This is a genomic window from Telluria sp. ZT3P39, assembly GCF_059685935.1.
The window spans coordinates 1-21,600 of sequence record NZ_JCASIH010000013.1 but is presented as its reverse complement, the minus strand read 5'-3'; the positions used below and the strand labels follow the sequence as shown (position 1 = coordinate 21,600).

Below are 21,600 nucleotides of genomic sequence, written 5' to 3'. Positions count from 1 at the left end.
CGGAACAGCCGCGATGCGGTTTAGCGCGCCACCCTCAGCGCCAACTGCAGCATCGCATCCCACGCATCCCCGGCAAACGCCTTGGCGCGCAGGCCCTTGACCATACGGTCAACCTGCGCCGCCTCTTGCATGGCCGCTTCCAGCGTGGCGATCGACACGCGGCGCACGGCCGGCTCCATCATGCGTTCGCGCGGGCCCCAGATGCGGTGTTCCTTGAGCAGCGCGCCCAGCGGGCGTCCCTGCTGCATCCCGGATTTCAATTTTAGCAGCGTGCGGATTTCTTCACTGACGGCCCACAACACCAGCGGCAGCGCCTCTCCCTCGCCCTTCAGGCCGTCGAGCATGCGCGCCAGGCGCGCCGGGTCGCCCAGCAGCATCGCCTCCGAGAGCTTGAACACGTCGTAGCGCGCCACGTTCAGCACCGCGTCATGCACCTGCTCGAAACTGAGCTTGCCCGGCTCGTGCAGCAGGCCGAGTTTCTGGATTTCCTGGTGCGCCGCCAGCAGGTTGCCCTCGACGCGGTCGGCGATGAAGTCCAGGCTCTGGCGGTCGGCGCTCTGGCCCTGGGCACTCAAGCGCACGCCTATCCAGTTGGGCAATGCGGCGCGTTCGATGGTCGGGATCTCGATATACACCGCGGCCTGCTGCAGCGCCGTCACCCAGGCCGCCTTGGCGGTCTGCCAGTCCAGCTTGGGCAGGGTGATCAGGGTCAGGTTGTCGGGACTGAGGTCTTTCGCATAGCTTTGCAGCGCCGCGCTGCCGTCCTTGCCCGGTTTGCCGGTCGGGATGCGCAGCTCGATCAGCTTCTTGTCGCCGAACAGCGACATCGCCTGGTTCGCGGCCAGCAGCTCGCCCCATTTGAAGGTGCGCTCCACGGTGAGCACGTCGCGCTCGGTGTAGCCCTGGGTGCGCGCGGTGCGGCGGATACGGTCGGCCGCTTCCAGCGCCAGCAGGTGTTCGTCGCTGGTGATCACGTACAAGGGCGCCAGGCCCTTGGCCAGGTGGCCCTCGAGGGCCTCAGGCCGCAGCTGCATGGGTCACCCTCACACCGGCTTGATCGCGGCCAGGCGGCGCAGGATCTGCTGCACCAGGTCGGCCTGCATGTCGCGGTAGAGCAGCGCTTCTTCCGATTCCTTGGCCAGCACCTGCGATTCGTCGAAGGCGATGTTGCGGCGCAGGGTGATCTCGGTCGGGGCCAGCAGCACCTTGTTGTTGGCGTCGCGCACGCGGAACACCAGCGTATAGCTCAGCGAGTATTCACGCACCCGGCCCAGGCTGTTCAGCGACAGGATGGCCTTGCCGCGCGATTCGCCCAGCACGTCGAACAGCGCTTCGGCCTTCGAGGCGTCGCTCTCGATGCGCACGGTGTCGCCCGCGCGCAGGTTGCGCTTGAGCTCCGTGCCCAGCGGCGAGGTTTCGGCAAAGGCCAGGTAGATGCTCTGGAAGGGCATGTTGTACTGGCCGTTCGAGCCGCGCAGCTGGAAGCCGCAACCCGCGAGGATTGCAGCTGCCACCAGCGCCAGGAGAGTCCGCACCACGATCGTCTTCATCGCTTACACCACGATGTTGACGAGTTTGCCCGGCACGACGATGACCTTCTTCGGCGTGCCTTCGATGAACTTCTGCACCGCTTCTTCCGCCAGCGCAGCCGCTTCGATGGTCGCCTTGTCGGCATCCTTGGCCACCTTGACCGAGCCGCGCAGCTTGCCGTTCACCTGGATCATCATCTCGATTTCCGACTGCTCCAGCGCGGCAGGGTCGACTTCCGGCCACTGCACGTTGAGGATGTCGCCATACACGGCGGCGTAGCCCAGCTCCTGCCACAGCGCGTGCGTGATGTGCGGTGCCACCGGGTTCAGCAGGCGCAGGAAGATCGAGAAACCTTCGGCAATCACGGCCGGTCCGCCGGTGCGGTCCGACGCGACACCCTCGGCCAGCTTGCTTGATTCCAGCGTGTTGAGCATCTTCATGCAGGCCGAGACCACCGTGTTGTACTGGATGCGTTTCAGGTCGTAGTCGGCCTGCTGCAGCACCTTGTGCACTTCGCGGCGCAGGGTTTTCTGCGCGTCGTCGAGCGAACCCTGCTTCTGGCCGGCCAGGGCAGCGGCAATGCGCTCGCGCTGCGCGTAACCGAAGGCCCAGACGCGGCGCAGGAAACGGCTGGCGCCTTCGACGCCGCTGTTCGACCATTCCAGGGTCTGTTCCGGGGGCGAAGCGAACATCGTGAACAGGCGCGCGGTGTCGGCGCCATACTGCTCGATTTGCGCCTGCGGGTCGATGCCGTTGTTCTTCGACTTCGACATCTTCTCGGTGCCGCCGATATTCACCGGCTGGCCATCCGCGACGAGTACCGCGTTCTGCGGGCGGCCCTTGTCGTCGAAAGTCAGCTCGACGTCGGCCGGGTTGAACCAGGTCTTCTTGCCGGACGGGTCTTCGCGGTAGTAGGTTTCGTTCAGCACCATGCCCTGGGTGAGCAGGTTCACGAACGGCTCGTCGAACTTCACCAGACCGAAATCGCGCATGACTTTCGTCCAGAAACGCGCGTACAGCAGGTGCATGACGGCGTGCTCGATGCCGCCGATGTACTGGTCCATCGGCATCCAGTAGTCGTTGCGCGCATCGACCATGGCCTCGTTCGAACCCGGCGAGGTATAGCGCATGTAGTACCAGGACGAATCGATGAAGGTGTCCATCGTGTCGGTCTCGCGGCGCGCCGGCTTGCCGCATTTCGGGCAGTCGCACTTCAGGAAGGCTTCGTCCTTGTTGAGCGGGTTGCCGGTGCCGTCCGGGACCAGGTGTTCCGGCAGCACGACCGGCAGGTCTTTTTCAGGAACCGGTACCGAACCGCAGTCGCCGCAGTGGATCATCGGGATCGGCGTACCCCAGTAGCGCTGGCGCGAGATGCCCCAGTCGCGCAGGCGGAAGGTGACCTTCTTGTCGCCCAGGTTCTGGCCGGCGAGGTCGCCGGCCACCGCATTGACGGCCGAGGTGTAATCGAGGCCGTCGTACTTGCCCGAATTGATGGTACGGCCCTGCTCCTTGTCGCCGTACCACTCCTGCCAGCCATCGAGCGAGAATTCCTGGCCTTCGACGGCGACGACCTGCTTGATCGGCAGACTGTATTTTTGCGCGAAACCGAAGTCGCGCTCGTCGTGGCCCGGCACGCCCATCACGGCGCCGTCGCCATAGGTAATCAATACGTAGTTGCCGATCCAGACCGGGATCTGTTCGCCGGTGATCGGATGGGTGACGAACAGGCCGGTCGGCATGCCCTTCTTTTCCATCGTCGCCATGTCGGCTTCGATCACGGAGCCCATCTTGCACTCGGCGATGAAGGCCTGCAGCTCCGGGTTGTCGCGGGCCGCGTGCTGGGCCAGCGCGTGTTCCGGCGCCACGGCGCAGAAGGTCACGCCCATGATGGTGTCGGCGCGGGTGGTGAAGACGTAGAGCTTGCCCTCGTTGATCAGCTCACCCTTGTCGTCCTTGACCTCGTGCGGGAAGGCGAAGCGCACGCCGGTGGACTTGCCGATCCAGTTGGCCTGCATGGTGCGCACGCGCTCCGGCCAGCCGGGGAGCTTGTTGTCGACGTGATCGAGCAGCTCGTCGGCGTAGTCGGTGATGCGCACGTAGTACATCGGGATCTCGCGCTTTTCGATCGGCGCGCCCGAACGCCAGCCGCGGCCGTCCACCACCTGCTCGTTGGCCAGCACGGTCTGGTCGACCGGGTCCCAGTTCACGGTACCTGTCTTCTGGTAGATGATGCCCTTTTCGAGCATCTTGAGGAACATCCACTGGTTCCACTTGTAGTATTCCGGCTTGCAGGCGGTCATCTCGCGCGACCAGTCGATGGCCAGGCCCATCGATTCCATCTGCCCGCGCATATGCGCGATGTTCGAATAAGTCCACTCGGCCGGCGGCACGTTGTTCGCCATCGCCGCATTTTCGGCCGGCATGCCGAAGGCGTCCCAGCCCATCGGCATGAGCACGTTGTAGCCGTTCATCCGCAGGTAGCGGTACATCACGTCATTGATCGTATAGTTGCGCACGTGGCCCATGTGCAGCTTGCCCGATGGGTAAGGCAGCATCGAGCAGGCGTAATACTTGCCTTTTGGGAAACGTGGGTCGTGTTCGACGGCTTTATAGGCCTCGATCGACTTCCAGTAGGCCTGGGCGGCCTGTTCGACTTCGGCTGGACTATATTTTTCTTGCATGGTGATCTGCGGACGGAAAAAGGGAGTGGAGCAGAACATTATACTGGTTCATTTTGCACTGCGGCGAAAGCTGCAGGCCTGGGGCGCGGTCGGCCCCCAATGAAAAACCGCCACCGCCGCGCGAGCGGGGATGGCGGTTCAGCCAGGCGAGGCGAATCTAGCGCAGCACCAGCTCCAGCGCCGGCTCGTCGCCATAATCCTCGTAGCGCTCATTGATGCCGCCGACGCAGAAGGCGATCTCCTCGAACAGGTCGGGCACCGTGGCCTTCATCTTGCCCGCATCCGTGATCACGATCTCCAGCACCTCGTTGGCTTTCAGGGTGAACTTGGTCATGTTTTCGTCGTCGCGCAGGTAGCTCAGGCAGTCGACCCAGGCGTCGATGCTGTTCGCGTACGAGTCGGGAAAGCCGAAGGCGCGGCGCGATTCGAGGTGGAAGGAGGCTTCGTCGACGATGGCGGCGCCATTGAGTTCAGCGGTGGCCATATCAAGCTTTCAGCCCAAGCACGTCGTCCATGCCGAACAGGCCCTTCGGCTTGCCGGCCAGGTAACGCGCGGCGCGCAGGGCGCCGTGGGCATAGGTGACGCGGCTGCTCGACTTGTGGCTGATCTCGATGCGCTCGCCCGTCCCTAAAAACATCACGGTATGGTCGCCCACCACGTCGCCGCCGCGCACGGTGGCAAAGCCGATGGTCGATGGATCGCGCTCGCCGGTCACGCCTTCGCGCCCGTACACGGCGCAATCCTTCAGGTCGCGGCCCAAAGCATCGGCGATGACTTCGCCCATCTTCAGCGCGGTGCCGGAAGGCGCATCGACCTTGTGGCGGTGGTGCGCTTCGACGATCTCGATGTCATAGCCTTCATTGAAGCTCTTCGCCGCCATCTCGAGCAGCTTGAGGGTGACGTTCACGCCCACGCTCATGTTCGGGGCGAACACCACGCCGACCTTCTCGCCGGCCGCGCGGATCGCAGCCTTGCCGGCATCGTCGAAGCCGGTGGTGCCGATCACCATCTGCACATTGTTGGCGGCGCAGTATTCGAGGTGGCGCAGCGTGCCTTCGGGACGGGTGAAGTCGATCAGCACGTCGGCATTGGCCAGAGCGGCTGCCAGGTCGGACTGGATCAGCACTCCGGTCGGCTGGCCGGCAAAGGCGCCGGCGTCCGTGCCGATCGCGGGCGAGCCGGCGATGTCGAGCGCGCCGGCCAGGATGGCGTCCGGCGCGGCCTGGATGGCTTCGACCAGCATGCGGCCCATGCGGCCGCTGGCGCCGGCAACGGCGATCTTCAGTTGCGTCGTCATGCTGTGGCCTCGTTACTGGATGACCGGGGCGCCGCCGACCTTGACCGGTTCGACCGGGCGGGTTTCCTGCTTGGCCTTGGTGCTGACCTTGGCCGGACCGGCGATGCGGTCGATGTATTCGCGTTCGGTCGGCAGGTTGCCGCCTTCGAAGCGCGCGACCTTGTCGTCCTTGAAGAAGACGGTGACGCGGCTGGTGGTCAGCTCGCCGTTGCCGCGCGCGAGGTAGAACGGGAAGTCCCAGCGGTCGGCGTGGAACATGTCGGTCAACAGCGGCGAACCGAGGATGAAGCGCACCTGCTCCTTGGTCTGGCCTTCTTTCAGCTGGGCCAGCATCTCTTGCGAGACGAAGTTACCCTGCTGGATGTCGGGGCGGTAAGGCGAGAAGATCCACATGAATTTCTGCAGCTTGCTGGCCTGGACCGTCTGGGCGCCGGCGTTGGCGGCGGCCGCCGATTTCTGCGCGTCGGCGGCAACCGCGGCCGGGTCCGTGCTCACCGGCGGCGCAGGGCGCGTCTGGTTGCGCCAGGCGGCGCAGCCAGAGAGCATCAGCGTGCACGCGAGGCCGGCCGCAAGGGCTGCCCGGGCTGAAAATCGACGGAGAACGGCTGGTTTGACGCGCATAGGTAACCTCAAAACGTTTGAGCGGGAGCTCCAAAACGCTATATCATAAAGCACTCCGCCAATATACGAGCAACAAACATGAGTAACAATCCCACCGACCTGAAGGCCAGCGGCCTGAAGGCTACCCTGCCGCGCCTGAAAATCCTGGAAATCTTCCAGAACAGCTCCGTTCGGCACCTGACGGCGGAAGATGTCTACAAGATCCTGCTAGCGGAGAACATGGACGTGGGCCTGGCCACCGTCTACCGCGTGCTGACCCAGTTCGAGCAGGCCGGCCTGCTCAACCGTAACCACTTCGAAACCGGCAAGGCCATCTACGAGCTCAACGCCGGCTCGCACCACGACCACCTGGTGTGCCTCGATTGCGGTCACGTGGAAGAGTTCTACGACGAAGAGATCGAGTCGCGCCAGCACGCGATTGCGGCCGAACGCGGGTACAAGATCGCCGAGCATTCGCTGGCGATTTACGGGAACTGTATCAAGGTGGGGTGTCCACGCAAGGGGTGATGGTGCAAGGATGCGGATCCGTACGCGACGGACTCCGCACCGCGGTCCCCTCACGAATTGCTCAACGCATTCGACAGCAGCTTCGCCGTAATATCCACAATCGGAATCACCCGCTCGTAGGCCATGCGGGTCGGGCCGATCACGCCCAGGGTGCCGACGATGCGGCCGTTGACTTCGTAGGGCGCGGTCACCACGCTCATTTCATCCATCGGCACCAGCTTCGATTCGCCGCCGATGAAGATCTGCACGCCACCTGCCTTGCTCGACACGTCGAGCAGCTGCATCAGCCCCGTCTTCTGCTCGAACATGTCGAACATCTGGCGCAATGAGCTCATGTTCGAGGACAGGTCGGACACCGACAGCAGATTGCGCTCGCCGGAAATGACCATGTCGTCGCCTTCGGCCATCGCCGCGCTGCCGGTTTCCACGGCCATCGCCATCAGGCGCCCCATGTCGTCGCGCAGCTCGCGCAGTTCGCCGGTGAGGCGCTGGCGCACCTGGTCGAAGGTGAGGCCGGCGAAATTCTGGTTCAGGTAATTGGCCGACTGGATCAGCTGCGTCGGCGTGTAGTCGACGTCGGTCAGCAGCAGGCGGTTCTGGACGTCGCCGCGCGGGTCGACGATGACCAGCAGGATGCGCTTTTCGGACAGGCGCAGGAATTCGATCTGCTGGAACACCGATTCGCGGCGCGGGCTTTGCACCACGCCGGCGAACTGCGACAGCGAGGACAGCATCTGGGCAGCATTGGCGATGAGCTTTTGCGGATGCTGCAGGGGCAGGCGCATCTGGTGCGATTCCATCGCGTGCTCGTCGAGATGCTGCACCGTGAGGAGAGTATCGACGAACAGGCGGTAGCCGCGCGGGGTCGGGATGCGGCCGGCCGAGGTGTGCGGGCTGGAGACATAGCCCATTTCTTCGAGGTCGGCCATGATGTTGCGGATCGTGGCGGGCGACACGTCGAGACCGGAAATCTTCGACAGCGCGCGCGATCCGACCGGCTGGCCGTCGGCGATGTAACGCTCGACGAGGGCTTTGAGCAGGGTCTGGGCGCGGGGTTCGAGTTGCATATTCCAGGAAGGCGGGAGGGTCCGCTACTATTATGCACGCTCCGGCGCGGGCCGCGCCAGTTATCCGTGCGCGCGCTTGAGCCAGTCGACCAGGCCGTCCAGGCTGTGCACCTCGGCGTCCGGCTCGATCTCGCCGGCGAAGGTGTTTTCCTTGCCCATGCGGTTCATCCAGACGGCGCGCAGGCCGGCGCGCTGGGCGCCCTGCACGTCCAGGCGCAGGTCGTCGCCCACGTACACCGCCTCCTGCGGCGCAATGGCGAGCCGGCGGCAGGCTTCCAGGAAGATCGCCGGTTCGGGCTTGGCCACGCCGAAGTTCGGGGCCGCGACCGAGACCTCGAAATGGCGCTCCAGGCCGATCGTCTGCAGGTCGGCATTGCCGTTGGTGACCGAGGCGATGCGCACCCTGCCCTTCAGGCGCAGCAGCCCGGGCAGCACGTCGTCGTAGGGAATCACGGCGTTGCGGGCGGCGAAGAACTCGGTCATGGCCAGTTCGACCTTGACGGCATCTTCGCCGGCCTGCTCGAAGGCGGCAATGAGGCCGGCGCGGCGCAAGGCGCCCAGGTCGAGCTGGAATTCGGGCTTGCGTGCAAGTAATTCAAGGCGCGCATGGCGCAGGGTGTCGATCGTGAACTGCTGCGCGACCAGCGGCGCGTGCTCGCGCAGCCAGGCAAACAACACCTGCTCGGCCTCGATGATGACCGGCGCGATCGGCCACAGGGTGTCGTCGAGGTCGAACAATACGGCTTTGGGCCAGGGGCGGCGCTGGGGTGTCATGGTGGGGTCTGCTCCGTAAACGTACAGCCAAGCATAGCGAGCCCGGAACTAGAAATCAATGCGGGCCCGTCGGTTACACCCCGATACAAAGGCAAACCGTCCAGCAGCTTGCCAAATGGACTAAAATGTTGGGCGATTATCTATCCGCCGCCACCTTCAGTGCGCGGTTGTGCATTCCACCAGTTGTGATTTTTGGAGAAATTATGAAGAGTTCCTACCTGCGTGCCGGTGCTGCGCTGGCGTGCGCGCTGGCCCTGTCCGCTTGTGGCGGCAGCGACGGCGACCTGGGGCTGGGCGGTTCGTTTTCCGGCGTAACCAAACCGGGCCTGGTCCTGCAGAACAATGGCGGATCCGACCTGACCATCGCCCCGACGGCCAACGGTTCGGGAGCCTTCTTCTTCAGCCAGCTGCAGGAAACCGATTCCGACTATAACGTCACGGTCAAGAGCATCCCGAGCAATGCCGAGAAATGCGAGGCCTTCCGCAATACCGGCAAGGTCGCCTTCACCATCAACACCGTGGTCATCGCCTGCACCGTCAAGACGCACAAGCTGACCGGTACGGTGTCCGGCCTGACGGGCAATAACCTGGTGCTGGTCAACGGCGCCGACCGCATCCCGGTTGCGGCGGGCGCCACGACCTTCGCCATGACCCCGGTGAACGAAGACGCGCCGTATGGCGTCGCCATCCTGACCCAGCCCGACAACCAGACTTGCACGGTTGCCAACGGCAGCGGCGTGATGGGCGCGAACGACGTCAACAACGTCGCCATCGCCTGCGTCAACCGTCCTTAATTCTCCCGGAGCTTACCCAATGAAGTTTTCCCTGATCCGTCCGGCCGGCGCACTGGTACTGGCACTTGGCCTCGCCTCCTGCGGCGGCGGTGGCGACGACAACAATTATTCCATCAAGGGCGTTGTCGAAGGCCTGTCCTATCCTGGCCTGGTGCTGACCACCAATGGCAACGACCTGGCCGTGGCGCCGCCGGCAAAAGCGCTCGACCCGGTGGAATTCACCTTCCCGAACCGGCTCGGCTATGGCGATGAGTTCAACATCTCGATCAAGACCCAACCGGCGCACCAGACCTGTGGCGTCAACACGCAATTCCCGCGCAGCGTCTATGGCACGGGCGGCGAGCTGACCCAGATTAACGCGCGCTTCACGTGCTCGATCAATGCCTATAACATCGGCGGCAAGGTCATCGGCCTGACCGCGGCCAACACCGGCCTGCAGCTTACCAACGGCAGCAGCGGCGGCTCGATCGTGCCGACGCCCGATGCCACCGGTGCGCCGTTCGAATACATGATGCCGTTCGCGGTGCCATTTGGCGTGACCTATGGCGTCACCATCGTGACCCAGCCGGTCGGCGCTTTCTGCACCGTGTCGAACCCGACCGGTACGATGGGCGATGCCGCAGTGACCAATATCGACGTCAACTGCGTACGCACCTGAGCTATTCACGAAACGTATGTCTCGTATTCGAAAGGAGAATTGGACTGATATGCTGTAATGCAGCATACTTGCTCCTGTCTCCTCCAACTCTCCTTAAAAGAATTGGATTTCAGCCCGCCTCACAGCGGGCTTTTTTTTCGCCCATTTTCCGGGCAAGGCGCCCTTAGCTTGCGCGCTTGGCGCTGACCTTCACCACCGCCACCTGGGAGGCGCCGACCGACACCTGGGCGTTGTACGCCTCGGCCGCGCGGGTGGTAGCTGCCGTAGCGTAGCCGCTGACGCCGGCCAGGACCAGGGTGGCGAGGAAGATGGCTTCCATGTGCTTGAGGGTGTTCATTGTCGTGCTCCTTCGGTGGGTGGCGGGCCGTTTCCGGCTGTCGATGGAAGCACTTTAGCCAATGGGGGAGTTTGGCTCCAGCGGGGTGCGACGGACTGCAGGAATGCGCGCTTGAAGGGCGAAAATGCGCGATGTTCGGGGATTGTGCGATGCGGTAGGGTGGGCGGGTCTTCCCGCCCGCGCGTTCAAATCATGCTTATGAAGACGCACCGTGGTTCTTTAACGTTCGTTGAACGCGCGGTCGGCGAAGCCGACCACCCTACCGTTTACAGCAAATTCGCCAGCGCCACGTACTGCTCCAGCCCGACGCCTTCCGGCCGGGCGCCCGGATCGATGCCGGCCTCGACCAACTGGGCCTCGGTGAACATGCCCGCCACGCAGTTGCGGATCACCTTGCGGCGCTGCGAGAAGGCCTTGGCCACCACTTTCTCGAGCGTGGCGCCGTCGCATGCCAGCATCTCGCGCTTGGGGATCATGCGCACGATGGCCGAATCCACGCGCGGCGGCGGATCGAAAGCGGTCGGCGGCACGATGAACATCAGGCTCATGTCGTAGCGCCACTGCAGCATCACCGACAGGCGGCCATAGGCCTTGGTGCCCGGCTCGGCCACCATGCGCTCGACCACTTCCTTTTGCAGCATGAAGTGCTGGTCTTCGACCAGCGGCGCGAACTCGGCCAGGTGAAACAGCAGCGGGCTCGAGATGTTGTACGGCAGGTTGCCGACGATGCGCAGGCGCTGCCCTTCCGGCACCGGAATCGAGCCGAAATCGAATTTCAGGGCGTCGCCCGAGTGCACGGTGAGCTTTTCGCGCGGGTAGGCCTTTTCCAGGCGCGCCACCAGGTCGCGGTCGAGCTCGACGACGTGCATCTGGTCGAGCTGCTTGAGCAGCAGCGCCGTCATGGCGGCCAGGCCCGGGCCGATCTCGACCATGGTCTCGCCGCGCTGCGGCGCAATGGTGTCGATGATGTCGCTCAGGACCATCTTGTCGGTCAGGAAGTTCTGGCCGAAGCGCTTGCGTGCTACGTGTTTCATGTGTGCTTTCTTGCTTGCTTGTTTACTGATTGTGGGACTGGCGGCGCGCGTCGGCCATGCCCATGGCGGCGCGGATCGCTTCGATCATGCTGCCGCAGTCGGCAAGGCCAAGACCCTGCGCGGCCAGGTCGAGCGCGGTGCCATGGTCGACCGAGGTGCGCACGATCGGCAGGCCGAGGGTGACGTTGATGCCGCGCCCGAAGGTGGCGTGCTTGAGCACGGGCAGGCCCTGGTCGTGGTACATCGCCAGCACGCAGTCGGCATCCTTCAGGTATTTCGGCTGGAACAGCGTATCGGCCGGGTAAGGGCCGCGCGCATCGATGCCGCGCGCACGCGCGGCCTCCAGCACCGGCGTGATGACCTCGACTTCTTCCCGCCCCAGGTAGCCGTTTTCGCCCGCGTGCGGGTTCAGGCCGGTGACCAGGATGCGCGGGGCGGCAATGCCGAAGTTTGCTTTCAGGTCGCGGTCGATGATGTCGATGACCTGCGCCAGGTTCTCGCGCGTCAGCGCGGCGGGAACATCCTTCAGCGGCAGGTGGGTGGTGGCCAGCGCCACCCGCAAGTACGGCTGGCCTTCGCCAGGCTGTCCGGCCAGCATCATCACGACCTTGGGCGTGCCCGTTTTCTCGGCCAGGTATTCGGTGTGGCCCGAGAAAGCCACGCCGGCATCGTTGATCGTGCTTTTCTGGAGCGGAGCGGTGACGATGCCTTCGAACCAGCCGCACCGGGCGCCCTCGATCGCCAGGTCCAGGGTGGCCAGCACGGCGCGCCCGTTTTCGGGGTCGAGCGTGCCCGGCACCACGTAGGCGGCGAGCGGCACGTCGATCACGGCCAGGCGCTCCTTGCCGAACTGCGGCAGGCCGCCGTTGCGCAGCGCCTGGATCGACAGGGCCGCGAGGCGGATGCCTGGATCGATCAGGCTGGCGGTGAGCGCCAGGAAGGCGGCGTCGCCGACCAGCACGCAGTTGGCGGATTCGCGCAGCGCCCAGGCCGCGCGGATCGAGATCTCCGGGCCGATGCCGGCGGGCTCGCCGACCGTGATCGCCAGGATGGGGCGATGCGTCGGCCGGCTCAGCTCCGGCATGGCCATGGGATTACTGCTCCTCGCGGAACTCGACGTAGGCGCGATCGCGCACCTGGCGCATCCAGTCTTCCATCGCTTCCTGTACCTTGCGCTCGCGCAGGACCTGGCGAGCCTGGCCACGTTCCTTCTGCGCGCTCACGTCTTCGCTCTTGCGCTCGGCCACGCGGATCAGGTGGAAGCCGAACGGCGACTCGATGACGTCCGAGACCTCGCCCGGCTTCAGGCCGCTCAGGGCGGCGTCGAATTCGGGACCGGCGTCGCCCGGCATCAGCCAGCCCAGGTCGCCGCCCTTCGGCGCGGTGGACGTGTCCTGGCTGTTCTGGCGCGCCAGCTCTTCGAAGGTAGCGGACTTGTTGGCGATCTTTTCGCGCAGCTCTGCCATCTTGCGCTTGACCTCGGCCGCCGTCATGGTCGGCGTCGGCTTGATCAGGATGTGGCTGGCGCGGGTCTGCTGCACCACTTCTTTTTCGCCGGCGCCGGCTACGCTGCGCTTTTCCGCCATCCGCAGGATGTGGAAGCCGACATTGGTCTTGATGATCGGGGTGACCTGGCCCGGCTGCAGCTTGCGCAGTTCGGTGGCGAAGACCGGCGGCAGGCGGTCCGGGTCGCGCCAGCCGATTTCGCCGCCCTTGAGGGCGTCGGAGGCTTCGGAATAGGTGGCGGCCATCTTGGAGAAATCGGCGCCGGTGCGCAGCTGGCGCGCGACTTCCTCGGCGCGTGCGCGGCGCGCCGCGATCTGCTCGGGCGAGGCGTTTTCGGGCACGCCGACCAGGATCTGCGACAGGTTCATCTCGACCTTCTCGCTTGCTGCAGCTTTCGAGGCGGCCAGGTAGGTGTCGATCTCGGCTTCGGAGACCTGGATCTTGGCGTCGACCTCGTGCTCGCGCAGGCGCTGCATCAGGATTTCGTTGCGGATGTCGTCGCGGAACTGCGAGTAGGTCAGCCCCTCTTTCTCCATCTGGTTGCGCATCTCCTGCACCGTCATTTTCTGGTTCTCGGCGATGCGGCCGATGGTGGCGTCGAGGGTGCGGTCGTCGACGCGCACGCCCATTTCCTTGGCCAGCTGGATCTGCGCGCGCTCGACGATCATCGCCTCGACCACCTGGCGCTCCAGGGTGGCCTGGTCCGGCAGCTGCACGTTACGCGCCTTCAGGTTCTGCGCGGTCTGGACGGCGCGGTTGCGCACCTCGTTCTTGGTGATCACCTCGTCGTTGACGACGACGTGGATCGAATCGATCACCTTGGTGCTGCTTGACGCCGGCGGCAGGAAGCCGCTGCCTGGCTTGGCGGCGGCAGCCGGGGCCGCGGCCTGGGCCAGGACCTGGCCGGCGGTCAGTGCGCACAGCAGCACTGCTGCAAGGTTCGCTGCAGGCTTGCGTGCAAGCTTGGAAATGTGCAAACGGGTGGAACGCGTCATCTGGAAAGCACTCATTCAGGTGAATAATTATTCAGGTAATCCGGCAGGCAGTGTAGCGGTTGCCGGTTAAGACGTCCTTAAGGACGGCCCACATTGGTGTTCAGCTGCGTATAGCCCGGCACGCTCTTGTTGAACGTTTCGAGCGGGTTGCCCAGGCCAAGGCGCGACAGGCCATTGAGCTCGAGCTGGAAGAAGATCGGCGTCGAGGTGGTCCGGGCCGCGGTCACGAAACGCTGGGCTCCCATGCGGAACACCCAGCAATCGGCCTTGTACTCAAGACCGATGAGGCTCTCGAGCAGCTTGCCCTTCCCGACCGGCGACGCGCCTCCCACGCCGTACGAGCGCAGCGCATAGCTCACGCGCCCGACGCCGTACCAGCGCGAAGTGATCGGCCACTGCGCCGAAAAATCGACGTTGCGGAAGCTGTCACGCTGATAACGGTACTCGGCATTGAGGACCTTCATCCGGGCCGGCTGCCACTGCATGCTCAGGTTCGAGCTGTACAAGCTGCTGCCGGTCGCGTCATATTGTACGCCGCTATCGAAGCTCCAGGTCTGCGAGATGCGGCCGGAGGCTGCCAGCAGCACGTCGGAGCGGCTCTGGTGCAGCGGTTCGCCCGGCAGGCGCACGCGCGGCTCCTCGAAATAGATGCGCTGGCCGAAGGCCATGCGCAGGCGTTCGGCGCCGTCCGACTCGATGTAGCGCGACACCAGGGCCGCGGTCAGCTGGTTGGCGTCGGACACGCGGTCGGGCCCGACGAAGCGGTTTTCGCTGAACAGCTGCGCGTAGTTGAAGCCGGCGCGGCCGGTGTCGAACAGCGGGAAGGCGTCCTGGTTCTTGTAGGGCGTGCGCACGTAGAACAGGCGCGGCTCGAGCGTTTGCGTGATGGCGCGGCCGAACAGCGTGGTATCGCGCTCGAACACCATGCCGCTGTCGAGCGAGAAGGTATTCAGGTAGCGCGAGAGCTTGCGCTCGCCGGTGTAGTTGGCGCTATCGAGGTCGTACTTGCTGGCGTGGGCGATGAATTTCGGCGTGATGAAGTAGCCGGGACGCACCCACGGATAGCTGACCTGGCCCACCACCACGGCGCGGTTGCCGCGCACGAAATCCGGGTGCCAGAAGCTCACCGCCTCGGCATCCACCGCCCAGTCGAAGCCCGCCACGTCGTAGCGGCCGGCGTGGAAGTTAACTTGCGGCAGGCGGTCGTAGGGGCGCGGGACCGCCAGGCTCGGATCCTTGGCCGCGGCCGGGTCTTGCAGCACCTGGTAGTTCTGGGCGCGCGCGGTCAGGCTCCAGTACTTGCCGCTGTAGTCGGTGCGCACTTCGCGCAGCAGCTGGCGCTCGGCGCTGACCGCCACGGTGCGCGAGAAGTCGCTCGGGTATTCGTCGTCGGACGCGCCATGCAGGTTCCAGCCATAGGACCAGCCGGGCGCCAGGCTTTGGGTATGGATCGAATCGACGCGCCAGCGGTCTTCGCCGGTCTCGCGGTCGTGGCGCAAGCCCTCGACATGGGTCTCGCCCTGGTAGGCGCCGCGCTCGGTCACACCCAGATAGCGGCCGGTCGCGCCCAGTTGCAGGCCGCGGTCGAACATCATGCGCGGATAGACCGTGAGGTCGCGGTTCGGTGCGATGTTGAAGTAATACGGCACCATGATCTCGGCCTTGCCCTTGGAGCCGAAGCCCACCGTGGGGGCCAGCCAGCCGGAGCGGCGCGCGCCCGACAGCGAGAACGACAGGGCCGGGGTGCCGATGATCGGCACGTCCTTGAAATAGATGACGGTCTTGCCGGCCAGGCCGACGTCGCGCCCGCTGTCCAGGCGCAGGGTGCTCGACTTCAGATACCAGTCGGGATCCGGGCCTTCGCAGGTGCTGTAGGTGCCGTCGCGCACCAGCGCCACGTCTTCGCCGAGGAAGTCGATGCGCGAGGCATGGCCCTGGGCGTTATTGAGCTGCAAACGGTATTCGGGACGCAGCACATAACCCTTCCCCGTTTCGAGGTTGAGCTGCAGCTCGTCCCCCTTGTAGCGGTCGCCGAAGCGCCACATGCTGACGTTGCCGGCCGCCGTCACCTCGTCTTCGACCCGCAGGTAGCACGCGGTGTCGGCCGTCAGGCGGGTCTGGCCGCGTGTCAGTTCGACATTGCGTTCGAGGTTCAGCTGGCGGTCGGGCCGCCCGTTGATTTCCTCGGCGCTGATCGTGATCGGCAGGTCCTGTTCGTTGGCGGCCGAAGCGGCGGCCGCCGGCGGGGCGGGCTGTGGTGCGGGCGGTACAGTCTGCGCGTGCACGGGTGCGGATGCTGCGGCAGCCGATGCTGCGGCAGCCAGTGCATACAGCGCGAGTACCTGCCGTGGGGGGAATGGGTGGGCCGTAAACCAGCTCATGGAAGATCGTGGTGCGCCATAAAGGGCGGTATTTTTGAGATGAATCCCTTATTATATGGGAATTACCTCAACCAACCGGATTCACCAGGCCGCTTCATGTCTTCTTTGTATCAAAATTCCTCCACTTCCGCCGACAAAGACGCGCGCCTGCAAGGGCTGACCGAATGGCTGGCCTCGACCGGCCTGGTGGAAGTCGGAACCGGCCGCCCGGCGTCTTCGGATGCCAGCTTCCGCCGCTACTTCCGCTACGACGTCGCACCTAGCATGCAGGACAAGCTGGGCGCGACCCTGGTTGCCATGGATGCACCGCCCGAGCGCGAGAACGTGCCGGCCTTCCTGCACGTGCAGAACCTCTTGATGGAAGCCGGCGTCACGGTGCCGGCCATCGTCGCCCAGAAGGTCGAGAGCGGCTACCTGCTGCTGTCCGACCTCGGCGTGACCACCTACCTGCAGCGCCTGAACCTGGACAACGCGCCGTTCATGTACTCAAGCGCCGTCGACGCCCTGCTCAAGTTCCAGCTGGCCAGCCAGCCGGGCAAGCTGCCCGAATTCGACCGCGCCTTCGTGCTGCGCGAGATGAACCTGTTCCCGGAGTGGTACATCGAACGGCACCTGAACGTGAAGCTCGACGAGAAGCAGCAGGCGCAGCTCGACAAGGTCTTCGAGGCGATCACCGCCAACGTGCTGGCGCAGCAGCAGGTCTACATGCACCGCGATTTCCATTCGCGTAACCTGATGTGGCTCGAGCAGGGCAACCCGGGCGTGCTCGATTTCCAGGACGCCGTGTATGGCCCGGTCACCTACGACCTGGCTTCGCTCCTGCGCGACGCCTACATTCAGTGGGACGAAGACATGGTGCTGGACTGGGTGGTGCGCTATTGGCAGAGCGCCAAGCAGGCGGGCCTGCCGGTCAATCCGGACATCGACGCCTTCTACCGCGACTTCGAGTTCATGGCCCTGCAGCGCCATCTGAAAATCCTCGGCATCTTCTGCCGCCTGAACTACCGCGACAGCAAGCCGATCTACATGGGCGACCTGCCGACCGTGATGGATTACGTGCGCAAGACCGCCAACCGCTACACCGAACTCAAACCGCTGGTCCGCCTGCTCGACGCGCTCGAGGACAAGGCGCCGACGGTCGGCTACACCTTCTGACGGAACGCCCATGAAAGCCATGATTTTCGCCGCCGGCCGCGGCGAGCGCATGCGTCCGCTGACGGACGCATGCCCCAAGCCCCTGCTGAAAGTGCGCGGGCGCCCGATGATCACCTACCACGTGCTCAATCTGGTGCGCGCCGGGATCACCGACATCGTCATCAACCACTCCCACCTCGGCCACATGATCGAGGAAGAGCTGGGCGACGGCAGCAAGTACGGCGCGCGCATCCAGTATTCGCACGAACCGGCCCCGCTGGAAACCGCGGGCGGCATCGCCAATGCCCTGCACCTGCTGGGCGACGAGCCTTTCCTGGCCGTGTCGGGCGACATCTACGCGCCCTATTTCGACTTCTCGCAGGTCCTCGACGTGTTGAAGGACAAGGACATGGTGGGCGTGCCGATCCCGGTCGATCAGCGTGACATCGCGTGGCTGTGGCTCACGCCCAATCCGTGGCACAACCCGGAGGGCGACTTCGCGCTCGACATGTACACCCTGCGTAACGACGGGCCGGAAAAGTGGAATTTCGCCGGCATCGGCGTCTACCGTCCCGAGATGTTCGAGGGGATCACCGCGGGCGACTTCGTCAAGTTCGGTCCCCTGATGCGCAAGTTCATCGACCAGGGCCGCGTCGGCGGTGAGCTGTACAACGGACTGTGGGTCAATGTCGGCACCGCCGGCCAGCTGGAAGAACTCAATGCGCCGCTGGGGTCGGTGAAAACCGGTTCATGACGGCCAGCTATCAGCAACGGCGCAGCCGCCTGCTCGAGCGCATGCAGCCGGGCGCGGTCGCCGTGCTGGCCACCGCGCCGGAAGTCGTGCGCAACGGCGACAGCGACTATCCCTACCGGCACGACAGCTATTTCTATTACCTGACCGGTTTTACGGAACCCGAGAGCGTGCTGGTGCTGGTTGCGGCCAGCGGCGAGCTGCCTGCGCGCTCGGTGCTGTTCTGCCGCGAAAAGAATGTGGAACGCGAGATCTGGGACGGCCACCGTTATGGTCCCGAGGCCGCGCGTACCGAATTCGGCTTCGACGAGGCGTACCCGGTCGACGAACTCGATGCGCAGATGGGCAAACTGCTGGCCAATGCGCCGGCGCTCTATTACGCGCTGGGCCACAGCGCGGCGCTCGACGCCCAGGTGAGCAGCTGGCTCAAGGCCGTGCGTGCCCAAGGCCGCACCGGCATCACGGCGCCCGCCACTACCCATCATTTGCTCGGCATGCTCGACGAGATGCGCCTGCTGAAAGACGAAGGCGAAATTGCCCTGATGGCGCGCGCAGCAAGCATTGCCGGCGGCGCCCATGCGCGGGCGATGCGCTTTACCCGCGCTGGACGGTTCGAATACGAAATCGAGGCCGAGCTGCTGCACGAATTCCGCCGTCATGGAGCACAGTTCCCGGCCTATACGCCGATCGTCGCCTCGGGCGCGAATGCCTGCGTCCTGCACTACAACCAGAACAATCGCCAGTGCCGCGAGGGCGAGCTGCTGCTGGTCGATGCCGGCTGCGAGTTCGATGGCTATGCGTCGGACATCACGCGCACCTGGCCGGTGGACGGGAAATTCACCGCGCCGCAGAAGGCCTTGTATCAGCTGGTGTTGCAGGCGCAGGAAGCGGCGCTCGCCGCCGTCATCCCTGGCCGGCCGTACAGCGACGTGCATGAGGCAGCGGTGCGGGTGCTCACGACCGGCATGCTTGATCTTGGCCTTCTCGACAAGACGAAATACGGCTCGGCCGACGATGCGATTGCCGACAAGGCCTATCAACAGTTCTACATGCACGGCACCGGCCACTGGCTGGGAATGGACGTGCACGACGTCGGCCCCTACCGCGACCTGACCCTGGCGGCGCGGCCGTCGCGCCCTCTGCTCGCAGGGATGGCGCTGACGGTGGAACCGGGCATCTATGTGCGTCCGGCCGAGGGCGTGCCGGAGCAGTTCTGGAACATCGGCATCCGGATCGAGGACGACGTGGTCGTCACCGATGGTGGCTGCCGCGTGCTGTCCGGCGCGGCGCCGAAAACGGTGGCCGACATTGAAGCGCTGATGCGGGAGCACGGATGAACGAACGGATCGAGCTTGACGTAGCGATTTGCGGCGCCGGACCGGTGGGCCTGGCGCTGGCGGCCTTCCTGGTGCAGCGCGGCGTGGCGGGCGAACGCATTGCCCTCATCGACGGCAAGTCGCTGGGCCAGGCAATCACGGATCCGCGTTCGATCGCGCTGTCCTGGGGCAGCGTGCAACTGCTCGACGAAGTGCGCGCCTGGCCGCTGCCGGCCACGCCGATCCACGAGATCCACGTCTCGCGCCGCGGCCAGCTGGGCCGCAGCCTGATGGACCGCGCGGAGCACAAGCTGCCCGCGCTGGGCTATGTGGCGCGTTACGGCGATGTGGTCGATGCGCTGGCGCGCGCCTGCGAGCGCGCCAGGGTCATGACGCTGCGCCCGGCGCGCGTGGAAGCGCTCATTGAGGAAGCCGGCGGCGTGCTGCTGCGCCTGGACGATGGCCGTTCGGTGGCCGCCCAGGTGGCGGTGCAGGCCGAAGGCGGCGTGTTCGGCCAGCAGGACGGCCGAGCGCAACAGCGCGACTACCAACAGACTGCCCTGATCGCGCGCGTCAGCGTGAGCGACCCGATCGCGCACCGCGCCTTCGAGCGCTTCACCGACGAAGGCCCGCTGGCCCTGCTGCCGCAGGATGGCGGCGACGGCCACGGCTACGCGCTGGTGTGGTGCATGCGCCCCGAGCGCGCAACGGACATCCAGCTGCTCGACGATGCAGGCTTCCTCGCCCAGCTCGGCGAGGCTTTCGGGGGCCGCCTCGGCCGCTTCACCGCAAGTTCTGCGCGCGTCGTCTTCCCCCTCGGCCTGAACGCCGAAGCCCGCGCCACCGCACGCACGGTCGCCATCGGCAACGCCGCCCAGACCCTGCATCCGGTCGCCGGCCAGGGCCTGAACCTCGGCCTGCGCGACGCCGCAGTCCTGGCCCGCCAGCTCGCCCGCGCGCCTGGTCCCGATGCCATCGCCGCCTTCATGGACCAGCGCCACCAGGACCGCCGCCTGACCATCGCCCTGACCGACACCATGGCCCGCGCCTTCACCGGCACCGGCCCGCTGCAACCCCTGCTCGGCCTCTCCCTCGCCGCCCTCGACACCATCCAACCCGCCCGCCTCCTGCTCGCCGACCTGATGATGTTCGGCCGCCGCTAAGCCCGTAATTAGGGTCAGAGTAGAATTATTTGCCAAGATCCTTCGGTCACCTGAGCCAAGGCTATTTACATTAGTACTCGGCAATTGATCCGAAGACCGAGCTCAATAATTCGACTCTGACCCTAATGCCGTTAAGTTAAGATGCCGCTGACGTCCAGGCTGTTGTAAACGCATGGCGACTCTGTTAACCTGCGGCCAATGCTTGCCGACACTCTTCCCCTGACTACCGCAGACTTGCCAGCGCCTGACTGGCAACGTTTGGGGGAGCATTTGCCAACGGAGTGGATTGAAGAGACGCTCAGCTATACCGGCAGGGCAAGCGTTCGGCGCCGACGCTTGCCAGCCCAGCAGGTAGTCTGGCTGGTCATCGCGTTGGCACTGTACCGCCACCGATCGGTGCGGCAAGTGCTGGCCGAACTGGATCTGGCGCTGCCGGATCTGAACGACACCTGCGTTACCGATAGTGCAGCGACCCAAGCCCGTCAGCGACTGGGCGAGTCTCCATTGAAATGGCTGTTCTCGACGTCCGCCAAGCATTGGCAAAAGCAAGACGCGGATCGCCATCAGCTCAACGGGCTACGCCTGTTGGCGGTCGATGGAACGACGCTCAAGTTGGCCCACAGCACCGAGAATCGAGAGCATTTTGGTTCACCCAGTTTCGCCGCCGGTGCCGTGGCCAGCTACCCGCATGCCCGCATGGTGACGCTGTGCGTACTCGATACCCAGCTCATGCTCGCCGCACGCTTTGGCACCTATCACCAGGCCGAGATTGGCTACGCTCTGGACTTGCTCGAAGATGTGCCGGATCACTCCCTTACCGTATTCGACCGAGCGTTTCTCGCTGCAGAAATACTCAGCAAGCTGAACAGATCAGGAACTGAACGGCATTTCCTTGTACCGGCCAAGAGCAACACACGTTGGACGATCGTCGAAGGAAATGAGCAGGATGCCATTGTCGAAATGAAGGTGTCGCTCCCAGCACGGAAAAAAGACGCGCAATTGCCAGCGCATTGGCGAGTGCGCGCAGTGCGCGTCGACGGCCCGCAAGGCAAG

General features: G+C 64.9%; 21 protein-coding genes. 8 read left to right on the top strand and 13 right to left on the bottom strand.

Annotation, left to right across the window (positions count from 1 at the left end):
* Positions 1 to 20 precede the first annotated feature (20 nt).
* The 6 genes from holA to AC56LR_RS13650 all read right to left on the bottom strand — a co-directional run bounded on the left by holA (position 21) and on the right by AC56LR_RS13650 (position 6,055).
* Positions 21 to 1,034, bottom strand: coding sequence for a DNA polymerase III subunit delta (gene holA, locus AC56LR_RS13675; RefSeq protein ID WP_497131124.1), 1,014 nt, complete (start codon positions 1,032 to 1,034; stop codon positions 21 to 23).
* A gap of 9 nt (positions 1,035 to 1,043) precedes the next feature.
* Positions 1,044 to 1,550 carry an LPS-assembly lipoprotein LptE gene (locus AC56LR_RS13670; protein WP_497131122.1) on the bottom strand — a complete coding sequence of 169 codons (507 nt, stop codon included), beginning with the start codon at positions 1,548 to 1,550 and terminating at the stop codon, positions 1,044 to 1,046.
* A 3-nt stretch (positions 1,551 to 1,553) separates the two neighbouring features.
* Positions 1,554 to 4,211: a leucine--tRNA ligase gene (gene leuS, locus AC56LR_RS13665; RefSeq protein ID WP_497131120.1), complete on the bottom strand. Its 2,658-nt coding sequence runs from the start codon at positions 4,209 to 4,211 to the stop codon at positions 1,554 to 1,556.
* Between the two features lie 157 nt (positions 4,212 to 4,368).
* Positions 4,369 to 4,695: a barstar family protein gene (locus AC56LR_RS13660; protein WP_497131119.1), complete on the bottom strand. Its 327-nt coding sequence runs from the start codon at positions 4,693 to 4,695 to the stop codon at positions 4,369 to 4,371.
* A gap of 1 nt (position 4,696) precedes the next feature.
* Complete coding sequence (dapB, locus tag AC56LR_RS13655) at positions 4,697 to 5,509, bottom strand: 4-hydroxy-tetrahydrodipicolinate reductase (RefSeq protein ID WP_497131118.1); 813 nt, start codon at positions 5,507 to 5,509, stop codon at positions 4,697 to 4,699.
* Positions 5,510 to 5,521: 12 nt separating this feature from the next.
* On the bottom strand, positions 5,522 to 6,055 hold the full coding sequence (locus AC56LR_RS13650; RefSeq protein WP_497131117.1) for an outer membrane protein assembly factor BamE: 534 nt from the start codon (positions 6,053 to 6,055) through the stop codon (positions 5,522 to 5,524).
* Between the two features lie 153 nt (positions 6,056 to 6,208).
* On the opposite strand from AC56LR_RS13650, the gene fur reads away from it, so the two are divergent.
* On the top strand, positions 6,209 to 6,637 hold the full coding sequence (fur, locus tag AC56LR_RS13645) for a ferric iron uptake transcriptional regulator (protein ID WP_497131116.1): 429 nt from the start codon (positions 6,209 to 6,211) through the stop codon (positions 6,635 to 6,637).
* Positions 6,638 to 6,687: 50 nt separating this feature from the next.
* Here the strand turns inward: fur and hrcA are convergent, their stop codons facing one another.
* Positions 6,688 to 7,704, bottom strand: coding sequence for a heat-inducible transcriptional repressor HrcA (hrcA, locus tag AC56LR_RS13640; protein WP_497131114.1), 1,017 nt, complete (start codon positions 7,702 to 7,704; stop codon positions 6,688 to 6,690).
* Between the two features lie 60 nt (positions 7,705 to 7,764).
* Positions 7,765 to 8,478: an HAD family hydrolase gene (locus AC56LR_RS13635; protein ID WP_497131112.1), complete on the bottom strand. Its 714-nt coding sequence runs from the start codon at positions 8,476 to 8,478 to the stop codon at positions 7,765 to 7,767.
* Between the two features lie 203 nt (positions 8,479 to 8,681).
* Here AC56LR_RS13635 and AC56LR_RS13630 point away from each other — a divergent pair, with 203 nt between their 5' ends.
* Entirely contained in the window at positions 8,682 to 9,272 is a 591-nt protein-coding gene (locus tag AC56LR_RS13630) for a hypothetical protein (protein WP_497131110.1), read from the top strand.
* Positions 9,273 to 9,291: 19 nt separating this feature from the next.
* A complete protein-coding gene (locus tag AC56LR_RS13625; protein WP_497131108.1) occupies positions 9,292 to 9,930 on the top strand; it encodes a hypothetical protein in 639 nt (212 codons plus the stop codon).
* Positions 9,931 to 10,093: 163 nt separating this feature from the next.
* Here the strand turns inward: AC56LR_RS13625 and AC56LR_RS13620 are convergent, their stop codons facing one another.
* From AC56LR_RS13620 to AC56LR_RS13600, 5 genes are all read right to left on the bottom strand, one after another.
* The gene (locus tag AC56LR_RS13620) at positions 10,094 to 10,267 is read right to left on the bottom strand and encodes a hypothetical protein (RefSeq protein ID WP_497131106.1); all 174 of its coding nucleotides are present in this window, start codon (positions 10,265 to 10,267) and stop codon (positions 10,094 to 10,096) included.
* A gap of 266 nt (positions 10,268 to 10,533) precedes the next feature.
* Positions 10,534 to 11,301 (bottom strand): 16S rRNA (adenine(1518)-N(6)/adenine(1519)-N(6))-dimethyltransferase RsmA, encoded by a 768-nt coding sequence (gene rsmA, locus AC56LR_RS13615; protein ID WP_497131105.1) that lies wholly within the window; start codon positions 11,299 to 11,301, stop codon positions 10,534 to 10,536.
* Between the two features lie 22 nt (positions 11,302 to 11,323).
* Positions 11,324 to 12,391, bottom strand: a complete 1,068-nt coding sequence (gene pdxA, locus AC56LR_RS13610) for a 4-hydroxythreonine-4-phosphate dehydrogenase PdxA (RefSeq protein WP_497131103.1) — start codon at positions 12,389 to 12,391, stop codon at positions 11,324 to 11,326.
* A 4-nt stretch (positions 12,392 to 12,395) separates the two neighbouring features.
* Positions 12,396 to 13,802, bottom strand: coding sequence for a peptidylprolyl isomerase (locus AC56LR_RS13605; protein ID WP_497131102.1), 1,407 nt, complete (start codon positions 13,800 to 13,802; stop codon positions 12,396 to 12,398).
* Positions 13,803 to 13,879: 77 nt separating this feature from the next.
* A complete protein-coding gene (locus AC56LR_RS13600; RefSeq protein WP_497131101.1) occupies positions 13,880 to 16,183 on the bottom strand; it encodes an LPS-assembly protein LptD in 2,304 nt (767 codons plus the stop codon).
* A 96-nt stretch (positions 16,184 to 16,279) separates the two neighbouring features.
* On the opposite strand from AC56LR_RS13600, the gene AC56LR_RS13595 reads away from it, so the two are divergent.
* The 5 genes from AC56LR_RS13595 to AC56LR_RS13575 form a co-directional block, all read left to right on the top strand.
* Positions 16,280 to 17,338, top strand: coding sequence for an aminoglycoside phosphotransferase family protein (locus AC56LR_RS13595; RefSeq protein WP_497131100.1), 1,059 nt, complete (start codon positions 16,280 to 16,282; stop codon positions 17,336 to 17,338).
* A 10-nt stretch (positions 17,339 to 17,348) separates the two neighbouring features.
* Positions 17,349 to 18,071 carry an N-acetylmuramate alpha-1-phosphate uridylyltransferase MurU gene (gene murU, locus AC56LR_RS13590; protein ID WP_497131098.1) on the top strand — a complete coding sequence of 241 codons (723 nt, stop codon included), beginning with the start codon at positions 17,349 to 17,351 and terminating at the stop codon, positions 18,069 to 18,071.
* Complete coding sequence (pepP, locus tag AC56LR_RS13585; RefSeq protein ID WP_497131096.1) at positions 18,068 to 19,405, top strand: Xaa-Pro aminopeptidase; 1,338 nt, start codon at positions 18,068 to 18,070, stop codon at positions 19,403 to 19,405. Before murU ends, pepP begins: the two co-directional genes overlap by 4 nt.
* Positions 19,402 to 20,547: an FAD-dependent monooxygenase gene (locus AC56LR_RS13580; protein ID WP_497131094.1), complete on the top strand. Its 1,146-nt coding sequence runs from the start codon at positions 19,402 to 19,404 to the stop codon at positions 20,545 to 20,547. Before pepP ends, AC56LR_RS13580 begins: the two co-directional genes overlap by 4 nt.
* A 198-nt stretch (positions 20,548 to 20,745) precedes the next feature.
* A partial coding sequence (locus tag AC56LR_RS13575; RefSeq protein ID WP_497131092.1) for an IS4 family transposase occupies positions 20,746 to 21,600 on the top strand: 855 nt, incomplete at its 3' end.

Excerpts from the sequence above, each read along its gene's own strand:
- holA (WP_497131124.1), bottom strand. The coding sequence starts at position 1,034 with ATGCAGCTGCGGCCTGAGGCCCTCGAGGGCCACCTGGCCAAGGGCCTG.
- AC56LR_RS13670 (WP_497131122.1), bottom strand. The coding sequence starts at position 1,550 with ATGAAGACGATCGTGGTGCGGACTCTCCTGGCGCTGGTGGCAGCTGCA.
- leuS (WP_497131120.1), bottom strand. The coding sequence starts at position 4,211 with ATGCAAGAAAAATATAGTCCAGCCGAAGTCGAACAGGCCGCCCAGGCC.
- AC56LR_RS13660 (WP_497131119.1), bottom strand. The coding sequence starts at position 4,695 with ATGGCCACCGCTGAACTCAATGGCGCCGCCATCGTCGACGAAGCCTCC.
- dapB (WP_497131118.1), bottom strand. The coding sequence starts at position 5,509 with ATGACGACGCAACTGAAGATCGCCGTTGCCGGCGCCAGCGGCCGCATG.
- AC56LR_RS13650 (WP_497131117.1), bottom strand. The coding sequence starts at position 6,055 with ATGCTCTCTGGCTGCGCCGCCTGGCGCAACCAGACGCGCCCTGCGCCG.
- fur (WP_497131116.1), top strand. The coding sequence starts at position 6,209 with ATGAGTAACAATCCCACCGACCTGAAGGCCAGCGGCCTGAAGGCTACC.
- hrcA (WP_497131114.1), bottom strand. The coding sequence starts at position 7,704 with ATGCAACTCGAACCCCGCGCCCAGACCCTGCTCAAAGCCCTCGTCGAG.
- AC56LR_RS13635 (WP_497131112.1), bottom strand. The coding sequence starts at position 8,478 with ATGACACCCCAGCGCCGCCCCTGGCCCAAAGCCGTATTGTTCGACCTC.
- AC56LR_RS13630 (WP_497131110.1), top strand. The coding sequence starts at position 8,682 with ATGAAGAGTTCCTACCTGCGTGCCGGTGCTGCGCTGGCGTGCGCGCTG.
- AC56LR_RS13625 (WP_497131108.1), top strand. The coding sequence starts at position 9,292 with ATGAAGTTTTCCCTGATCCGTCCGGCCGGCGCACTGGTACTGGCACTT.
- AC56LR_RS13620 (WP_497131106.1), bottom strand. The coding sequence starts at position 10,267 with ATGAACACCCTCAAGCACATGGAAGCCATCTTCCTCGCCACCCTGGTC.
- rsmA (WP_497131105.1), bottom strand. The coding sequence starts at position 11,301 with ATGAAACACGTAGCACGCAAGCGCTTCGGCCAGAACTTCCTGACCGAC.
- pdxA (WP_497131103.1), bottom strand. The coding sequence starts at position 12,391 with ATGGCCATGCCGGAGCTGAGCCGGCCGACGCATCGCCCCATCCTGGCG.
- AC56LR_RS13605 (WP_497131102.1), bottom strand. The coding sequence starts at position 13,802 with ATGACGCGTTCCACCCGTTTGCACATTTCCAAGCTTGCACGCAAGCCT.
- AC56LR_RS13600 (WP_497131101.1), bottom strand. The coding sequence starts at position 16,183 with ATGAGCTGGTTTACGGCCCACCCATTCCCCCCACGGCAGGTACTCGCG.
- AC56LR_RS13595 (WP_497131100.1), top strand. The coding sequence starts at position 16,280 with ATGTCTTCTTTGTATCAAAATTCCTCCACTTCCGCCGACAAAGACGCG.
- murU (WP_497131098.1), top strand. The coding sequence starts at position 17,349 with ATGAAAGCCATGATTTTCGCCGCCGGCCGCGGCGAGCGCATGCGTCCG.
- pepP (WP_497131096.1), top strand. The coding sequence starts at position 18,068 with ATGACGGCCAGCTATCAGCAACGGCGCAGCCGCCTGCTCGAGCGCATG.
- AC56LR_RS13580 (WP_497131094.1), top strand. The coding sequence starts at position 19,402 with ATGAACGAACGGATCGAGCTTGACGTAGCGATTTGCGGCGCCGGACCG.